General features: G+C 64.3%; 18 protein-coding genes. 4 read left to right on the plus strand and 14 right to left on the minus strand.

Annotated features, from left to right (window positions below):
- Window positions 1-85 precede the first annotated feature (85 nt).
- On the minus strand, window positions 86-823 hold the full coding sequence (locus ACFWHB_RS14220) for a hypothetical protein (RefSeq protein ID WP_395948709.1): 738 nt from the start codon (window positions 821-823) through the stop codon (window positions 86-88).
- On the minus strand, window positions 823-1,383 hold the full coding sequence (locus tag ACFWHB_RS14225; RefSeq protein ID WP_025326429.1) for a YceI family protein: 561 nt from the start codon (window positions 1,381-1,383) through the stop codon (window positions 823-825). The genes ACFWHB_RS14220 and ACFWHB_RS14225 overlap by 1 nt, the downstream gene beginning before the upstream one ends.
- A gap of 110 nt (window positions 1,384-1,493) precedes the next feature.
- On the opposite strand from ACFWHB_RS14225, the gene ACFWHB_RS14230 reads away from it, so the two are divergent.
- Window positions 1,494-2,396, plus strand: coding sequence for a LysR family transcriptional regulator (locus tag ACFWHB_RS14230; protein ID WP_234568213.1), 903 nt, complete (start codon window positions 1,494-1,496; stop codon window positions 2,394-2,396).
- Window position 2,397: 1 nt separating this feature from the next.
- Here ACFWHB_RS14230 and ACFWHB_RS14235 read toward each other — a convergent pair whose 3' ends face one another.
- Complete coding sequence (locus tag ACFWHB_RS14235; protein WP_005325492.1) at window positions 2,398-2,811, minus strand: hypothetical protein; 414 nt, start codon at window positions 2,809-2,811, stop codon at window positions 2,398-2,400.
- Between the two features lie 66 nt (window positions 2,812-2,877).
- On the opposite strand from ACFWHB_RS14235, the gene ACFWHB_RS14240 reads away from it, so the two are divergent.
- Window positions 2,878-4,608, plus strand: a complete 1,731-nt coding sequence (locus tag ACFWHB_RS14240) for a formate--tetrahydrofolate ligase (RefSeq protein ID WP_395948710.1) — start codon at window positions 2,878-2,880, stop codon at window positions 4,606-4,608.
- A 243-nt stretch (window positions 4,609-4,851) separates the two neighbouring features.
- On the opposite strand, the gene ACFWHB_RS14245 is transcribed toward ACFWHB_RS14240, so the two are convergent.
- Complete coding sequence (locus tag ACFWHB_RS14245; RefSeq protein WP_395948711.1) at window positions 4,852-6,501, minus strand: methyl-accepting chemotaxis protein; 1,650 nt, start codon at window positions 6,499-6,501, stop codon at window positions 4,852-4,854.
- Between the two features lie 278 nt (window positions 6,502-6,779).
- On the minus strand, window positions 6,780-7,436 hold the full coding sequence (folE, locus tag ACFWHB_RS14250) for a GTP cyclohydrolase I FolE (RefSeq protein WP_395948712.1): 657 nt from the start codon (window positions 7,434-7,436) through the stop codon (window positions 6,780-6,782).
- 392 nt (window positions 7,437-7,828) lie between these two features.
- On the opposite strand from folE, the gene moeA reads away from it, so the two are divergent.
- Window positions 7,829-9,055 (plus strand): molybdopterin molybdotransferase MoeA, encoded by a 1,227-nt coding sequence (gene moeA / locus ACFWHB_RS14255; protein WP_395950210.1) that lies wholly within the window; start codon window positions 7,829-7,831, stop codon window positions 9,053-9,055.
- Complete coding sequence (moeB, locus tag ACFWHB_RS14260; protein WP_395948713.1) at window positions 9,052-9,807, plus strand: molybdopterin-synthase adenylyltransferase MoeB; 756 nt, start codon at window positions 9,052-9,054, stop codon at window positions 9,805-9,807. The genes moeA and moeB overlap by 4 nt, the downstream gene beginning before the upstream one ends.
- A 77-nt stretch (window positions 9,808-9,884) precedes the next feature.
- On the opposite strand, the gene ACFWHB_RS14265 is transcribed toward moeB, so the two are convergent.
- The 9 genes from ACFWHB_RS14265 to moaC all read right to left on the minus strand — a co-directional run bounded on the left by ACFWHB_RS14265 (window position 9,885) and on the right by moaC (window position 16,965).
- Entirely contained in the window at window positions 9,885-10,697 is an 813-nt protein-coding gene (locus ACFWHB_RS14265; RefSeq protein WP_395948714.1) for a hypothetical protein, read from the minus strand.
- Window positions 10,690-11,733 (minus strand): plasmid segregation protein ParM domain-containing protein, encoded by a 1,044-nt coding sequence (parM, locus tag ACFWHB_RS14270; protein ID WP_234568201.1) that lies wholly within the window; start codon window positions 11,731-11,733, stop codon window positions 10,690-10,692. The genes ACFWHB_RS14265 and parM overlap by 8 nt, the downstream gene beginning before the upstream one ends.
- A 112-nt stretch (window positions 11,734-11,845) precedes the next feature.
- Window positions 11,846-12,625, minus strand: coding sequence for an alpha/beta fold hydrolase (locus ACFWHB_RS14275; protein ID WP_025326418.1), 780 nt, complete (start codon window positions 12,623-12,625; stop codon window positions 11,846-11,848).
- A 70-nt stretch (window positions 12,626-12,695) separates the two neighbouring features.
- Window positions 12,696-13,751, minus strand: coding sequence for a molybdenum ABC transporter ATP-binding protein (gene modC, locus ACFWHB_RS14280; protein WP_395948715.1), 1,056 nt, complete (start codon window positions 13,749-13,751; stop codon window positions 12,696-12,698).
- The gene (gene modB, locus ACFWHB_RS14285) at window positions 13,748-14,428 is read right to left on the minus strand and encodes a molybdate ABC transporter permease subunit (protein WP_106887331.1); all 681 of its coding nucleotides are present in this window, start codon (window positions 14,426-14,428) and stop codon (window positions 13,748-13,750) included. The genes modC and modB overlap by 4 nt, the downstream gene beginning before the upstream one ends.
- Before the next feature lie 210 nt (window positions 14,429-14,638).
- On the minus strand, window positions 14,639-15,367 hold the full coding sequence (gene modA, locus ACFWHB_RS14290) for a molybdate ABC transporter substrate-binding protein (protein ID WP_395948716.1): 729 nt from the start codon (window positions 15,365-15,367) through the stop codon (window positions 14,639-14,641).
- 85 nt (window positions 15,368-15,452) lie between these two features.
- Window positions 15,453-15,932 (minus strand): molybdopterin synthase catalytic subunit MoaE, encoded by a 480-nt coding sequence (gene moaE, locus ACFWHB_RS14295; RefSeq protein WP_395948717.1) that lies wholly within the window; start codon window positions 15,930-15,932, stop codon window positions 15,453-15,455.
- A 296-nt stretch (window positions 15,933-16,228) separates the two neighbouring features.
- Window positions 16,229-16,474, minus strand: a complete 246-nt coding sequence (gene moaD, locus ACFWHB_RS14300) for a molybdopterin synthase sulfur carrier subunit (RefSeq protein WP_290028802.1) — start codon at window positions 16,472-16,474, stop codon at window positions 16,229-16,231.
- A complete protein-coding gene (moaC, locus tag ACFWHB_RS14305) occupies window positions 16,471-16,965 on the minus strand; it encodes a cyclic pyranopterin monophosphate synthase MoaC (RefSeq protein ID WP_393936314.1) in 495 nt (164 codons plus the stop codon). Before moaC ends, moaD begins: the two co-directional genes overlap by 4 nt.
- Window positions 16,966-17,015 lie beyond the last annotated feature (50 nt).

Consider the following 17,015-nt stretch of genomic DNA (forward strand, 5'->3'; position numbering starts at 1 on the left):
AGCACCATGGGGCTCAATCTTTATCTGTGCAGACTTTGACTAACCCATCAATTTATAAGGTAATAGTCTGTTTTTCATGCAGAAATTAATAAAGTGATGCCTCTGGCCAGACCCACCACAGACTCAAACCAGCACCAATTGCCCCTACCAGGATCAGCAGACCCCAACGAGACAACCCCGGGCGCTTGCGCAGGGCCCACTCCAAGAGCGGCAGCAACCAGACCGGCAGCAGCACCAGCAGCGGCACTTCCACGTATTGCCAGGCCAGCATCTGCACGAAGGCCAGCGCCAGCGCCAGGGCGGCAGGAGTCACCTTGATGCCAGCAAAGGCACCGAGCAGGGCACGGAAACCGGCGAAGGCGGCCAGGGCGCCCGCCAGCTGGGCGATCAGCAGGCTGCCATCGATGCCGATGACCAGCGCCAGCCAGATGAAGCCCAGGGCAAAGCCCAGCCCCTCCTCGCTGTCACCGCGCCAGCCCGTCCAGCCGAACCAGGCGATGGCGGGCAAGAGTGCCAGCCAGATGCGCGGCTCGATGGCGAGCACCGAGGCCAGCCCCTGCCACCACACCAGGGCAGCGATCACGGCGAACAGTGCCAGGGCTATGCCCTTGTCTGCCAGTTGCAGCGCCACGGCGGGCACCAGCAGGCACAGCGGCAGCCACTGCCACGCCTTGACCGGCAGGCCATAGGCGCCGCCCAGCAGGCAGCCCACCAGCCAGAGCGCGAGCGCCCCCCACAGATACCCCAGTCGCGGCCAGCGCCATGACAGCAAAGCGGCCCCTAAAGGAGCCGCCAGGGTTTGTAGCAAGAGTGCTGCGCCCATTACTTGCGCACACCTTCGACGAACAGGTTGATGCTCATCTCATCCGGAATGCCCGGCAGCATGTAGTTCACGCCAAAGTCGCTGCGCTTGATGGTGGTGGTGGCGTTGAAGCCGCTGCGGTAGCCGCCCCAGGGATCCTTGCCTTCGCCGATGTGGACCATGTCGAAGGCCACGTCCTTGGAGACGCCGTGCAGGGTCAGGGTGCCCTTGAGCACGCCTTTGTCCTTGGTGCCTTCATAGCCGGAGCTGACGAAGGTCATCTTGGGGTACTGCTTGACGTCCAGGAAGTCGGGGCTGCGCAGGTGCTTGTCGCGGGCCTCGTGGTTGGAGTCCACGCTGGCGGCGTCGATTTCGAAGCTCGCCTTGGCGGCGGTCGGATTGGCATCATCCATGCTGAAGGTGCCGCTGAAGGTGTTGAACCGGCCGACCAGCTCGGAGAAGCCGAGGTGGCCCACCTTGAACTGGACTGTGGTGTGAGCCGCATCGACATCGTAGTCGGCCGCCATCAGGGGAGCCGCCATAAACAGGCAGGAAGCCAGCAGGGCCTTGGTCATTTTCATTCCGATCGTTCCTTCATTGGGGGGTTCACATCGATACCCGACATGCTAACCTCCGAGCAGGAATGGATAATCATCGATTTATTAAAATAATTATCAACCGAGAGTGGAATATGGATCAGATAGCCGCCATGCGCACCTTCATCAAGGTGGTGGAGTGCCAGAGCTTTACCAAGGCCGCCCATCAGCTCGGCATCTCGGTCGCCATGACCTCCAAGCTGATGCAGCAGCTCGAGGAGTCATTGTCGACCCGGCTGCTGTCACGCACCACCCGCCAGGTCAACCCCACAGAGGCGGGCCAGTTCTACTACCAGCGCTCCCTGGCCCTGCTGGCGGAGCTGGAAGAGACCCACAGCCAGCTCACCCACAACAACCAGCAGCCCCAGGGCACCCTCAAGCTCTCGGTGCCCATGGACTTTGGCTACCTGCACCTCTCCCCCGCCCTGCCACTGTTTCGCGAGCGGTTTCCCGAGCTCAAACTGGAGATAGAGTACAGCGACCGGCGGGTGGCCCTGGTGGAGGAGGGATTCGATCTGGCGCTGCGGATCGGCAACCTGCCGGACTCCTCCCTGGTGGCCAAGCCGCTGGCCACCATGAAGCTGGTGGTGTGCGCCAGCCCCGACTACCTGGCCCGCCGGGGCACCCCAAAGACCCCGGAGGATCTCAAGCAGCACGACTGCCTCATCTATACCCTGACCCAGCCGGACTGGGTCTTCAAACGGGATGGTGAGCAGCACAGCGTGCGCCCGCAGGGGCCCCTTCGCGCCAACAACGGGGTGGCCCTGACCCGGGCCGCCTGCGACCACCAGGGCATCATATTGCAGCCCACCTTCATCGTCGGGGATGCACTGCGCTCAGGCGCCTTGGTGCCCCTGTTGCCGGAATGGGAGAAGGGACAGGTGGGGCTCTATGCCCTCTATCCGCACCGCCGTTTCGTCTCGGCCAAGGTGCGCTGCTTCATCGAGTTCGTGCAGGAGCGCTACCTGGCCCCCCACTACTGGGACAGGGAGGTGTGAACTAGCGCGCTGGGCCGGCCGGCAGTGGCAGCTCGGCCACCAGCAGCAGATCGCGCAAAGTCAGCTGCCAGCGCGGCAGGCGCCGTGCCAGGGTGGCAAGCTGCTCCTCGCCAAGCGCATAGGGCAGGGTGATGTGCAGGCAGTGGCAATCGAGCATGGCCGCCAGTTGCAGGATCAGCGTGAGGTTGGCCTCGTCGGTCTTGCGCTTGTTGATGCGCTTGCCGAGCTCCTGGCGAAAATGGGTCTCGGGATCCTGGGTCATCGCCTGCCAGCCGTAGCCGAACAGCGGGACCAAGGCGCTGACGATGCCAAGGGCGGTGAGCGGCTGCTTGGGAGGATGGTAGAGGGCATTGAGGTCCAGCAGTATGGGGCTTTGATGGGGCTCACGACTGCCGGATAAAATAGTATTACTCATTGGATAACCTTATTGATTCCTCTAGACTTCGCCGCATCTTTGACCTGACATGCCAACGAGGTGCTGATGCTAAGCGATATCGAGATCTCCCGCCAGTCCCCCCGTCTCTCAATCTACGCGCTGGCCGAACGCCTCGCCATCCCGTCCCACCAGCTCAGCCCCCAGGGCCACCACAAGGGTAAACTCAGTCTCGAGCTGCTCAAGTCCCGGCCCAGGCAGGCAGGTCAGCTGGTGCTGGTGAGCGCCATCACCCCGACCCCCCTTGGCGAGGGCAAGACGGTCACCACCCTTGGCCTCTCCATGGGCCTCAACCACATAGGCCAACCCAGCATAGCCACCATACGCCAGCCGAGTCTCGGGCCGGTGTTCGGGGTCAAGGGGGGCGCCGCCGGCGGCGGCCATGCGCAGGTGGTGCCCATGGAGGAGATGAACCTGCACCTCACCGGGGACTTTCATGCCCTCACCGCCGCCCATAATCTGGCGGCGGCGGCCCTGGATGCCCGCCTGTTCCACGAGCAGAAACTGGGCGAGCAGTTCAGCGCCAGAACGGGGCTGGCACGGCTCGATATCGATCCCGCCAACATCCTCTGGCCGCGCACCCTGGACATGAACGACCGCGCCCTGCGCCACCTCACGATTGGGCAGGGGGCCGCCGCCGATGGCGTTGAACGCCAGGATCGCTTCGTCATCACCGCCGCCTCCGAGCTGATGGCCATTCTGGCGCTGGCCAGCGATCTGAAAGACTTGCGCGCGCGCATTGGCCGCATCCAGCTGGCGCTGGACATCCACGGCAACCCCATCACCGCCGAGCAGCTGGAGGTGGCGGGCGCCATGACTGTGCTGCTCAAAGACGCCCTGCAACCGACCCTGATGCAGACCACGGAGCAGACCCCGGTGCTGGTGCACGCCGGCCCCTTCGCCAACATCGCCCACGGCAACTCCTCTGTCATCGCCGATCACATGGCGCTCGGGCTCACCGATTACGTGGTGACCGAGGCGGGCTTTGGCTCCGACATGGGGCTGGAGAAGTTCTTCAACATCAAGAGCCGCCAGTCCGGCATCACCCCCGCCTGCGTGGTGCTGGTGGCCACGGTACGCGGCCTCAAGGCCAACAGCGGCCTGCTCGACATCCGCCCCGGCCAGCCGCTGCCGGCGAGCCTCCTGGGGGAAGATTTGCCGACCCTCAAGCAGGGCTGCGCCAACCTCGCCTGGCATATCCGCAACGCCCGCCGTTATGGGGTGCCCGTGGTGGTTGCCATCAACCGCTTCCCGAGCGACAGCCAGGCCGAGCTGGATCTGCTGGCCCGCGAGGCGCTGGCCGCCGGCGCCTGTGACGCCGCCATCTCCCACGCCTTCACCGAGGGGGGCAAGGGCGCCAGCGAGCTGGCCCGGGCCGTGGTCGCCGCCTGTGCGCTGCCAAGGGACGTCAAGCTGCTCTACCCAGACGAGATGAGCCTCTGCGCCAAGCTCGCCACCCTGGTGGAGTGCGGCTACGGCGGACGCGGGGTGCGGCTCTCGGACAAGGCGCGCCAGCAGCTGGCCCGGCTCTCGGCCGAAGGCTGGGATCACCTGCCCATCTGCGTGGCCAAGACGCCGCTCTCTATCAGCCATGATCCTGCCATCAAGGGAGTACCGACGGACTTCGAGGTGCCCATCGAGGAGGTGAGGCTCTGCGCCGGCGCCGGTTTCGTCTATGCCCTGGCGGGCCCCATCATGACAATGCCTGGTCTTGGCAGCCTGCCGGCCTATCGCCATATCGATATAGATGACGACGGCGAGATCATTGGACTGAGCTAAGAACCCTGTTGGCAGCCTGCCTTCCCTGAGCGTCATATCGACATCGGCGATAACGGCGAGATAGTGGGCCTGAGCTGATAACCGCACCGGCAGCCTGCCCTCCCTGAGCGCCATAACGGCATCGACGACGACGGCGAGATAGTCGGCCTGAGCTGACGGCGACATAGTCAGCCCCAAGCAATACGCCAGAAACAACAAGGCCCCACCGATTGGCGGGGCCTTCTGCTATCCGTGGGTCAAGGCTTAGAGGGTGAAGCGCTGGGTCATATGGTGCAGGTTGTTGGCCAGCTTGCTCAGCTCGACACAGGCCTGGGCGGTCTGCTGCGCCCCCTGGGCGTTCTCGTCGGCGGCATTGTGGATGTTCACTATGCTGCGGTTGAGTTCCTCGGTCACCGCGTTCTGCTCTTCGGTGGCGGTGGCGATCAGGGTGTTCATGTCGCTGATCTGGGTGACGGCGCCGTTGATGCTGTCGATGCTGCCCCCCGCTTCCCGTGCCAGTCCGACGCTCTCCTGCATCTGCTGACGGCTCAGTTGCATGGCGTTGCCCGCTTCGGCGGTGCGCTCCTGCAGCAGCGCTATCATCTTGCTGATCTCGGCGGTGGAGGCCTGGGTACGCTGGGCCAGGGAGCGCACTTCGTCCGCGACGACCGCAAAACCACGCCCCTGCTCGCCGGCCCGTGCCGCCTCTATGGCCGCGTTGAGTGCCAGCAGGTTGGTCTGCTCGGCGATGCCGCGAATGACATCCAGCACCATGCTGATGCTGGCGCTGTCCGCTTCCAGCTGCGACACCACAGTGCCCGCCTGCTCTATCTGCTGGGACACCTGCTCTATGCTGCCGATGGCGCTGCGCACCACCTGGTTGCCCTGGGTCGAGGTGCGGGAGGCCTCCTTGGCCGCGCTCATGGCATCCGTGGTGTTGCGGGCCACCTCATTGACGGTGGACTGCATCTCGTTCATGGCGGTGGCCACCTGGGACACCTCGCTCTGCTGGCTGGCCATGCCCTTGGCGGACTGCTCGGAGATGGCGCTCACCTCCTCCACAGCGCTGCTGAGCTGGCTCACCGAGCCGGCTATCTCGCTCACCAGGTCCGCCAGCGCCCCCTGCATGCGGTCGATGGCCGAGCCGAGCTGACCCAGCTCGTCGCGGTTGAAGCGACTGCCACGGATCCACTCCTGCAGCTCCCCCTTGCCGAGATCGCCGCCCGCGATGCGCTGGGCCTGACGGGCCAGCATGATGAGCGGGTCGCGGATCTGGCGGGTCAGCACCACAGAGAGGCAGATCACCAGCGCCAGACCAACCAGCAGGGCAAGGGTGACGCTCAGCTTGGCGGAGTCATACGCCCCCACCACCACCTTGCGGGAGGCGTCGGCATAGCCATGGTTGATGCGTACCAGGTCGCCAACCGACTTGGCCAGGTTGGTGTAGAGGGTGATCCCCTCTCCCATGAAGAGGTGCTGGGCCTCGGTCATCTGACCGGCGTCCTGCATCTGCCTGATGCGCTGGTGCAGGCCGAGGTATTTCTCCCAGTCCGCCTTGACGATGTCGAAGGTGCGGCGCTCCTCCACATCCTCCGCCCAGATGGTGGCATCGTGGGCCGCTATCTGCTGCCCGGCCTCCCTCAGGCTCTTCTCGCTCTCATTGCGGTAATGGGCCTGCTGCTGGGGATCGTCCGCCACCAGAAAGACATCCAGCTCATAGCGGCGCACCGCATTGATGGTCTCCCCCAGGGTGCTGGTGCGCACCACGGCGGGCAGTATGCTGTCGGTGAACCCGGTGGCGGCCCGGTTCATGGTGCTGAATTCAAACAGTGAAAAACCGCCGATAAAGGCCATCATCAGGCCGAGTACGGCAAAGCCGGCGGTGAGTTTCTTGCCTATCGTCATGGTGTTCATGGCATGTCCTGCATATGGGTCATCAAGTGGCATTCGTCGGCGCTGGCCCTTCGAGGCGCAAGCACGCTAGCTGCCATCCATAGCAGTCATTCAAATCTCATCCGTATCGGCACGGACGAGGGGGCCAAACGGGTGTCAAACAGACCATCTCGCGGCACGGTGAGCTGTATCGGCGCACGCGGGCATCCCTTTAGAATTTTTTCAGAAAATAAACCGGGGTGGGCAGACGGGAGGGAAGAGGAAGTCGGGGCATGTCGGTGGGACATGCCCCTGGGTGACTAGCCTTTCAGGCCACCGAGAAACTCGGCGCGGGTGTCTGGCTGGGTCTTGAAGACGCCGCCGAGGGAGGTGGTGGTGGTATAGGAGGTCGAATCCATCACCCCACGGGCCTTCACGCAGAAGTGGGTCGCCCTGATGCTGATGGCCACGTCCCTGGTGCCGAGCAGGGTCTGCAGCGCCAGCAGGATCTGCTGGGTGAGCCGCTCCTGCACCTGGGGACGGCGGGCGAAGAACTGCACTATGCGGTTGATCTTCGACAGCCCGATCACCTTGCCACGGGGGATGTAGGCCACGTGAGCCAGCCCGTCTATGGTGACGAAGTGATGCTCACAGGTGCTGGTGAGACTGATGTCCCGCACCATGATCATCTCGTCCACCTTCATCTTGTTCTCGATCACCGTCACCTTGGGGAAGGTGGCGTAGTCGAGGCCGGAGAAGATCTCGTTCACGTACATCTTGGCGATGCGGTGCGGCGTCTCGGCCAGACTGTCATCGGCCAGATCCAGCCCAAGCGTCTCCATGATGGCGCGCATATGGCCTTCGATGTTTTCCTTCTTCTGCTGGCCGTTCAACCCATTGGCCACCAGTGGTGTCTCCAGGCCCTCGGCCTCGAGCGCTGCCCTGACCAACAGGGCTTCCTGGCTAAAGCTCGTCATCTTGTTTCTCTCCCACGCTCAGGGACTGTGCTGGCCATCGACGTGGTGCCGTGGCGCAATGTTACAGGGCGATTATTGTCATAATTCAAACTAACTCAAGCCCGCTACCCGACTTTATGCCAAACCACCCCGTTTTACCCTCTCCTCCCCTCCCCGTTCGGGGGGGGCATAGGGTCAATGGTCCGGCCCCTCGCTGGCCGGTGCGCGGCCGCTGGTGCCAGGGGCGGCGTCTGCCGGGCCGCACGCCACCCACAAGGAGGTAATTCAAGGGGATGACAGCCCCTCTCATCGCGGCAAAAGCGGCTTTATCCCCCCTTCCTGCGCGATCCGCCTGCCCATGGGGGCAGATTTTTGGGATAATCCGCCCCCTATACACCAGAGAGGTCATGATGATGGGATTCGATACCGGTGCACTCCTCCCCTTGGACAAGGCCCTGCAAGGGATGCTGGAACAACTGAGCTGCCGCTGCGAGACGGAGCAGTTGCCGCTGCCCCAGGCGCTGGATCGGATACTGGCCGAGGAGATCAGCTCCCCCCTGTCGGTGCCCCCCTTCGACAACGCCGCCATGGACGGCTATGCCGTGCGCCTTGCCGATCTCGCCGCCGGCGCCCCGCTCCCCGTGGCGGGCAAGGCCTTCGCCGGCCAACCCTATGAGGGCGAATGGCCGGCAGGTCACTGCATCCGCATCATGACAGGCGCCCCTGTACCGGCGGGCACGGATGCGGTGGTGATGCAGGAAGAAACGCAGGAGGGCGCCAACGGGATCACTTTTCTGACGACCCCCTTCCTTGGCCAGAACATCCGCCGCCGCGGCGAGGACCTGGCCGAAGGGTCCCGGGTGCTGGCCAGCGGCCTGCGCCTCAGCCCCCGGGAGCTGCCGCTGCTGGCCTCGCTCGGCATCGCCACGGTGACGGTGCGCCGCCCCCTCAAGGTCGCCATCTTCAGCACTGGCGATGAACTTAAGCCGGTGGGAACCCCCCTCGCCCATGGCGACATCTATGACTCCAACCGCTACGGGGTCAAGGCCATGCTGGCCCGCATGGGCATAGAGTGCCTGGATCTTGGCATCATCCCCGACGACCCCGCTCAGCTGCGCGCCGCCTTCATTCAGGCCGACCGCGAGGCCGATGCCCTGATCACCACGGGGGGCGTCTCGGTCGGGGAGGCGGACTTCACCAAGCAGTTGCTGGAAGAGCTTGGCGAAATCGGCTTCTGGAAGCTCGCCATCAAGCCGGGCAAGCCCTTTGCCTTCGGCCGTCTGCCGAACGCCTGGTTCTTCGGCCTGCCGGGCAACCCTGTCTCCGCCATGGTCACCTTCGATCAGCTGGTGCAACCGGCGCTGGCCAAGCTGGCCGGCCACCACTTCGCGCGCCCCCTGCCGTTGCAGGCCATGGCTGCCGAGCCCCTCAAGAAGGCGCCGGGGCGCCTGGACTTCCAGCGCGGCATCCTGAGCCTTGGCCCGAACGGCCTGGAGGTGCGCAGCACCGGCTCCCAGGACTCCGGCGTCTTCAGCTCCCTCTCCCGGGCCAACTGCTACATAGTCCTCGAGCAGGCACGGGGCAAGGTGGCCGCCGGTGAGACGGTGACCGTCGAGCCCTTCTCGGGGCTGCTGCTGTGAGCGAGATCCTGAGCGATGCCGAGCTCCTTCGCTACAACCGCCAGATAGTGCTCAAGTCTTTCGACTTCGAGGGACAGGAGGCGCTCAAGCAGGCGCGGGTGCTGGTGATAGGCGCCGGGGGCCTTGGCTGCGCCGCCAGCCAGTACCTGGCGGTGGCCGGGGTCGGCCACCTCACCCTGGTGGATTTCGATCGGGTGGAGCTCTCCAACCTGCAGCGCCAGGTGCTGCACAGCGACGAGCGCATCGGCATGTACAAGGTGGACTCCGCCGCCCTGGCGCTGCGGGCCCTCAATCCCTGGCTCGAGGTGGAGACTCACGCCCTCCTCGCAGACGAGGCGCTGCTCGATGCCCTGCTGCCCAGCCACCAGCTGGTGCTCGACTGCACCGACAACGTCGCCATCCGCAACCTGCTCAATCAGCGCGCCCGCCAGCATCGGGTACCGCTGGTGTCCGGTGCCGCCATCCGGCTGGAGGGGCAGCTGTGCAGCTTCACCTGGCAGGCGGACGAACCCTGCTACGCCTGCCTGAGCGCCCTGTTTGGCGAGCAGTCCCTGACCTGTGTCGAGGCCGGGGTGCTGGCTCCCGTGGTCGGACTGGTGGGCAGCCTGCAGGCGCTGGAAGCCATCAAGCTGCTTGCCGGCATGGGCAAGAGCAACAGCGGCCGCCTGCTGATGATCGACGGCCTGGGTGGCAGCTTTCGCGAGATGAAGCTGCCCAAGCGCCCGGATTGTCCGGTCTGCTCCCAGCCCTGAGTGGCAAAACCCACAAAAAAGCCGAACCCAGGGGTTCGGCTTTTTTGCATGGGAACGCAGAGACCCAGCCATGCGCCCTAGAAGATCCCCTTGGCCTTGACCTTCTTCATGTTCGCGACCTGGCTCGAGAGATCCTCCACCAGAGGCTCTGCCTCGGCGCCTGCCGCACCCTGGCGGGCCGGGGCGCTGGCCAGTCGCTGGATCAGCCGGTGCTGCTCGCGAATGAGCCGGGATTGCTCCTCCAGCTGGCGCGAGAGCAGCTGGATGCTGCTGGCAAGGGGCGCCAGATCCTGCTCGGCCGCCGCCACGGGCAGCTTGCCCGCTATGGTTTCGGCCAGCAGATCGTGATCGAGCGGGGCTGGCAGCCCCTGCCTCAGCTCATCCCACAGCTCGGTGGGCTGCTGCTCGCCGAGCCGGCTCACTATCTCGTTCACCAGATGATCCGAAGAGGGCATGGCCTGGGGCTGACCCAGGCGTTGCACTATCTCTTCCACCATCTGGGCACTGTTGTCCTGACCAAGGCGAGGGGCCAGCCTGGCCACTATCTCGTCGATCAGGGTGTCGCTCACGGCAGGGGCTGCCCCCTCCCCCAGCGCGAAACCACAGCTGGCAAAGACATGGCGCAAGGTTTCGAAATTCACCTGCTCGGGGCCGAAGGCATTGGCCACCGCCTTGCACAGGCTGGGGGCCAGCACATACATGAACATGCCGGAGAGGTAGATGTCCTTGTGAAAGCGACTCTTGGAGAAGTCGAACTCCTCCACATCGTCCTGGATCTTGCGCGCCCGCTGGTACCAGCTCTGCAAGACCCCGGCGGCATAGCGATCAGACTCCAGCGCACCCGGATCCATGAAGATGGAGAAGGTCATGCGCTTGAGCTGGCTACTCATCCGCCACCCCGGCCATCACGGCCGCTTCCCGGTAGACTTCTTCCTCTTCCGTGGTGTAGAGACAGATCTCCCGGGCCAGGGCTGACTGGGCATCGTCCAGCAGCTCCACCCTGTCACCCAGGGTCGGGTAGGCGGCCTTGATGGCCTCATGGATCAGGGAGGCGCCGCCGCCGACCAGGTAGACCCGGTTCGGGTTCTTGGCGAACTTCTTCGCCTCGTGCGCCACCTGGGAGCCCAGCTCGTCGATCTTGTTCTGCATCTTCTCGAGGATCTTGGGGATCTGGCTCTCGTCGTTGACCACGTCCCGCACGAAGCTCATGTCGTGGCGACGCTTGATGAACTCGTTGGCCACCAGATAGCTGGAGTCGCTGTCCGCCGCCGCCAGTGCCTTGCGAGTGGCGTCTGTCACCATGGAGACACCGATCTCGTTGTTGCCATACACATCGGAGACGTCGTCAAACTCGCCGACGATGATCCCCATGTCCAGGGTGGTGCCACCGCAGTCGATCACCAGGGTCTTGGTGAACTCGTTGCAGCCAGAGCCAATCAGGCGGGAGAGTGCGGCGGGCAGGCTCTCCGGCATGACTTCCACGCTGACGATGTTGAACAGCTCCCCCTTGTTGAGGCTGATGGCCCGCATCAGGTTGCGCCGCTTCTTCTCTATCTTCTCTTCGTTGCGCTGGCAATCGTCCGGGTTGTAGAACTCGGTGATGGGCAGGGTGACAGTGATGGCCACGTCGCAGGGGGTCACGCCGGTCTGCAGCAGGGCGTGGTGCACGGAGAGCAGGTTGAGATCGTCGTACTGGTACTCCACATGGGTGGTCGCCAGGGACTTGTCCGAGGTGGCGTCATAGGTGTACTTGGTGTTGCCTATTTCGTAGTTGTAGATCTTCTTGTCCTTGCGCAAGGCGGCGCTCTTCCAATCCTTACGAAAGGAGTTGGGGGAGATGATGGTCTTGAGCACCTTGTTCTCGATCCAGCTCACCTTGACGTTGGTGGAGCCATCATCGATGGCCATTTTCATTACTTCAGACATGAGGAAATACCTGTTAAATAGAGCAAAATGGGTCCGATTGCCTTGCCTTGTGCCATTGGCAAGGCGATCGGACCAATACATACACGGGTAATAAGGCTAAGGGGCGACAAGTTTAATGAGTTTCTAAAATCCGGTGAAGCAAATGATTGAACCCGGCGGGATCTTCCGCAGGCCAGGCGTGATGGCCCTCCGGGGTATGGATGCTGGCGTTGGGCAGAGAGGCGAACTGCTCCACCCGTTTGGCGAGCGGCAGGTAGTCGTGACTGGTGGAGATGATGGCCACCGGCTGCCAAAGGCTGCCGAGTCGGGCACGCACCGACCAGCCGGGCAGCGCCTCCAGCAGCGCACGATAAGTCTTTTTTTTGTTGCTGCGCACGAAGCGCAGCCGGAAGGTGTGGCGCACCGGAGCGAGCTCGGGGCCGGGGAAGAGCTCGCGCCCCAGCCACCAGGCGAGCGGCCGCATGCCAAACCAGCGCAGCCACTTGAGGCGCATGGCATGGCGCTCCTGCTCTTTTGGCGTCTCCAGCAAAAACTCGCTGAAACCGTTGACCAGCACCAGCCCCTGCACCTTGTGGGGCAGTCGCAGCGCCAGCTCCAGCGCCACCATGGCCCCGAGCGAGAGTCCCACCACCCAGGCGGGTTCCGGCTGCTCCTCGAGCCAGCGGGCCACGTCTGCCGCCAGGGTGGGCACATCGAAGGGGCCCTCCTGCATGCTCTGGCCGTGGCCGCGCAGGTCCAGCGCCACCACCCGATAGTGCTGGGAGAAGTGCTCGATCTGGGCCTGCCAGTCGAGGCTGGAGGAGCCAAGGCCGTGCAGCAACAGCAACAAGGGGCCCTCCCCCGCGCTGCGCAAGGCCAATCCATGGGATTTCATTACCTGGTTGCGACGCACCCGTGCTCTCCCTCTCGACTCGATAGCGGCCACCGACGGCCTTGCTGCCCATGCTGTGGCGACACGCCCCTCAGCCCTCTCCCACCAGGCTCACCGCCTTGATGTAGGCGTAGAGGCGCTGCCCGGGCACCAGCGCCAGCCGTTTCGCGGAGCGGCTGGTGATCCGAGCCAGCAGTATCTGCTGCCCCAGCGCCAACTGCAACAGGGTTTGCCCCGGCCTCACCTCCCTCACCTCGAGCAGTCGGGTAGCGAGGCAGTTGGAGAGGCTGGAGTGCGCTATGGGGGCGGTGGCGATCACCAGATCCCGCCCCGCCACCTTGATCTGCAACTCCCCTGTCTCGTCGGGGGCATGCTCCATGGTGACCATCAGGCTCTGATCCCCGAGTTGCAGGGTCGCCATCTGTTCATCGTCGTCGTAGTGGGCCAGGGTCGCCGTCAGCATGACGCCCACATCGTCGCGACTGGCGAGGGAGAGGTCGGTGCGGGCGAAGATCTCGCTCGGCCTGCCTTGCGCCTCCAGCCTGCCGTCAGCCAGCAGCACCAGCTGATCGCACAGCAGGCTCACCTCCTCCATGGCGTGGCTCACGAAGATCATGGGGATGCCGCTTTCGCGCTGCAACCCCTTGAGCACATGGGCCTGATGGATGCGGCTGCGGCTGTCCAGCGCCGAGAAGGGCTCATCGAGCAGCAGCAGATCGGGCTCCGCCAGCAGGGCCCGCCCCAGGGCCACCCGCTGGCGCTGGCCGCCGGAGAGGGCGTGGGCGGGCTGCCCCAGCAGATCGGCAAAGCCGAGCCGCATCGCCAGCACCTCGGGCTGCCAGCGCCCTCGCCCCTTGCCCGCCGCCAGTTGCAGGTTGCCAAGCACCGTCATATGGGGGAAGAGGCGGGAGTCCTGGAACACCAGCCCGATGCGGCGCGCTTCCGGCAGCAGGGCCGCCAGATCACGCCCCTGCCAGTGCAGGACGTCCGAGGGCGCGCGGTCCAGCCCGGCGATGATGCGCAGCAAGGTGCTCTTGCCACAGCCGGAGGGGCCAAAGAGGCCGAGAATGCCGCCGAGGGGCAGCGCCAGATCGCATGCCAGGGTGAAGGAGCCGAACGCACGGTTGGCCTTGAGGTGCAGGCTCATCCGAACAGCCTCCGCTGCCGGCGCTGCAAGACCCCATAGACCAGCACCAGCATCACCAGGGAGAAGCCCATCAGGCCGCCTGCCAAGTAGTGGGCATGTTGATAATCCATGGCTTCCACGTGATCAAAGAGGGCGATGGAGAGCACCTGGGTCTCCCCCGGGATGTTGCCGCCAATCATCAGCACCACGCCAAACTCCCCCAGGGTATGGGCAAAGCCCAGCGCCGCCGCCATCACGAAGCTCGGCAGCGTCATCGGCAAGATGATCTGAAAGAAGCGCTCGAGGGGCCCTAGCCCCAGGGTGGCGGCGGCCTCGAGCTCCTTGTTGCCCATGTTGACGAAGGCGGAGGTAAGAGGCTGCACCACGAAGGGGAGCGAATAGAGGATGGAGGCAAACAGCAGGCCGAGGAAGCTGAAGGCCAGGGTTGTCCCGAAGGTCTCCCGCCACCAGGCGCCGAGGCCATACTCCGGCGAGAAGGCGAGCAGCAAATAGAAACCGAGCACGGTCGGCGGCAACACCAGGGGCAGCGCCACCAGGGCCTCCACCAGCGGCCGCAGCCGGTGCTGGCTGCGGGAGAGCCACCAGGCAAGCGGCGGCGACAGTAGCAGCAGTATGACGGTGGTGCTGGCCGCCAGCTTCAGGGTGAGCCAGACGGCCAGCAGATCCCCTTCACTCATAGCGGCACCTCTCGGGTTTGAATGAGAAATGCGAAGCCATGGGGGCGAGGACGTAGCTTCAGGGTCGAGCTAAACGCCGCCAGCAGATCCCCTTCACTCATGGGGCATATCCCTCCCTGGTTCGAGCAGCAACATGTTATGCATCCTCATTGCAAAGCCTGGCCGGCCCTGAGGCCGGCCAGTGGTCATGGGAGATTGGCGTTCATGCCATCATTGCGGCAAGGCATAGCCCGCAGCCTTGATGGTGCTCTGGCCCGGGCCCTTGAGCCAGGCCACCAGCGCATCCACCGCCTCCCCCTTCTTCAGCACCAGCCCCTGCTGCTCTATGGGCGGGTAGAAGCTGGCCGGCACGGCCCAGGCTTCGCCTGTCTTGCCCGCCTCCACCAGGTTGGCCCAGGCGACGAAGCCGAGCTTAGCGTTGCCCGTGTCCACGAACTGCCAGGTCTGACTGATATTGGTGCCGGTCAGCACTCGATACTGCTTAGGATCTATCTTGAGGTGGGTCAGGGTTGCCATGGCGGCGGTGCCATAGGGGGCGGTCTTGGGGTTGGCGATAGCGAGGTTGCCCTTCCAGCTGCGCAGGCTTGCCTCATCGGGGGCAGGTCCCCCCTTCTTCCACAGGCCGAGCTGGCCGATGGCGTAGGTGAAGCGACCGCGCCCCTTGCCCTCCGCCTCCAGTTTTTGAGGGGTGGCCACGTCGGCGGAGAGGAAGAGATCGAAGGGGGCGCCGTGGGTGATCTGGGTGTAGAGCACCCCAGTGGCCGCCGCGCTGATGACGACGTTGTGGCCTGTCTTGGCGGTGAATTCCTTGCCGATGCGCTCCAGGGTTCCCTTGAAGTTGGCGGCCACGGCCACCCTGACGTCATCGGCCCGAGCGGCCCCGCTGTGCAAGGCGCCTGCGAACAGACCGAGCAACACCACGGACAACTGTTTCTTCATTCCCTGTCTCCTTGAGGCTCCGGCGTACCCGAAGCAAGTAGTGGCAAGCGCCCGCGGGCACTCGCCTGTCATCGAGCCGAGCCGGCTAGGGCGCTTGCCGCCAGCGGGCGGCGGCGGCGTCATCGCTCTGCTTCGCCTCGACCCAGCGATGAACGCCCTCGGCGGTCAGCTCTTTTTTCCAGAAGGGTGCCCGGGTCTTCAAGAAATCCATGATGAAGTGGCAGGCCTCGAACGCGGCGTCCCTGTGGGCGCTGCTCACCGCCACCAGCACGATTTGATCCCCGAGCAGCAGATCGCCGATACGGTGAATAAGGGTGCACTCCTGCAACGGCCAGCGGCCACGGGCCTCTGTGACTATGTCCGTCAGCGCCTTCTCGGTCATGCCGGGGTAGTGCTCGAGGGAGAGCCCCAAGACCTCCTCCCCCTGATTGAAGTCACGCACCTTGCCGACGAAGGTGACGATGGCGCCGCTGTCATGGCGGGTGGCGAGGCGCTCATACTCCTCTCCCAGGGAGAAGTCGGCCCGCTGCACCAGGATGCGATCCACTGTCGTTATCTCGCTCATCCTCAGCCTCCGGTCGTTACTGGAAGGAGAGGGAAGAAGGCGGCCTCATCCCCGTCCCACAGCTCAGTGGTGCGATCCACGGTCGTTATCTCGCTCATCCTCAGCCTCCAGTCGTTACTGGAAGGAGAGGGAAGAAGGCGACTTCATCGCCACCGCACAGCTCAGTGGTGCGATCCACGGTCATTATCTCGCTCATCCTCAGCCTCCGGTCGTTACTGGAAGGAGAGGGAAGAAGGCGGCCTCATCCCCGTCCCACAGCTCAGTGGTGCGATCCACGGTCGTTATCTCGCTCATCCTCAGCCTCCAGTCACGGGGGGGAAGAAGGCGACTTCATCACCATCATTAAGCGGCGTCTCGAGCGGCACCAGGGTCTGGTTGACCGCCACCAGCAGCTTGCCCGACTCCAGCGCCAGGGCCCACTTATCGCCGCGCTCGCACAAGGCCGCGCGAAGGGCGTCGGCACTGGCATAGTCACAGGGCAAGCTGAGCTCGTCGCAGCCCACCAGCTCACGCACTTGCGCAAAAAACAGTACCTTGATCATGCCTTCTCTCCTGCCTGGGGGCCCAGCTGGAAGTGGCCGGACTTGCCGCCCTTCTTCTCCACTAACCGCAGCTGCTCTATCACCATGTCCTTCTGCACCGCCTTGCACATGTCGTAGATGGTCAGGGCCGCCACGGACGCAGCGGTGAGCGCCTCCATCTCCACCCCTGTCTTGCCCGAGAGCTTGCAGAGGGTGCGGATATGGACCCTATTGTGCTCGGGCTGGGCCTCGATCTCTACCTCCACCCGGGTCAGTGCCAGGGGATGGCAGAGGGGGATGAGATCGGCGGTCTTCTTGGCCGCCATGATGCCGGCGATGCGGGCGGTGGCGAACACGTCCCCCTTGTGGTGCTGACCGCCGAGGATCAGGGCCAGGGTCGCGGGGGCCATGGTCACGAAGGCCTCGGCGCGGGCTTCACGTTCTGTGACCTGCTTGTCGGTCACATCTACCATGTGGGCTTCGCCGCTCTGGTTGAGATGGGTCAGGTTCATCTATTCCCCTATCGAAAAATAAGATGGATGATCCGGGAAAACTCCCGAGA

It is taken from the genome of Aeromonas mytilicola subsp. aquatica, assembly GCF_044336385.1.
Lineage (GTDB): Bacteria > Pseudomonadota > Gammaproteobacteria > Enterobacterales > Aeromonadaceae > Aeromonas > Aeromonas rivipollensis.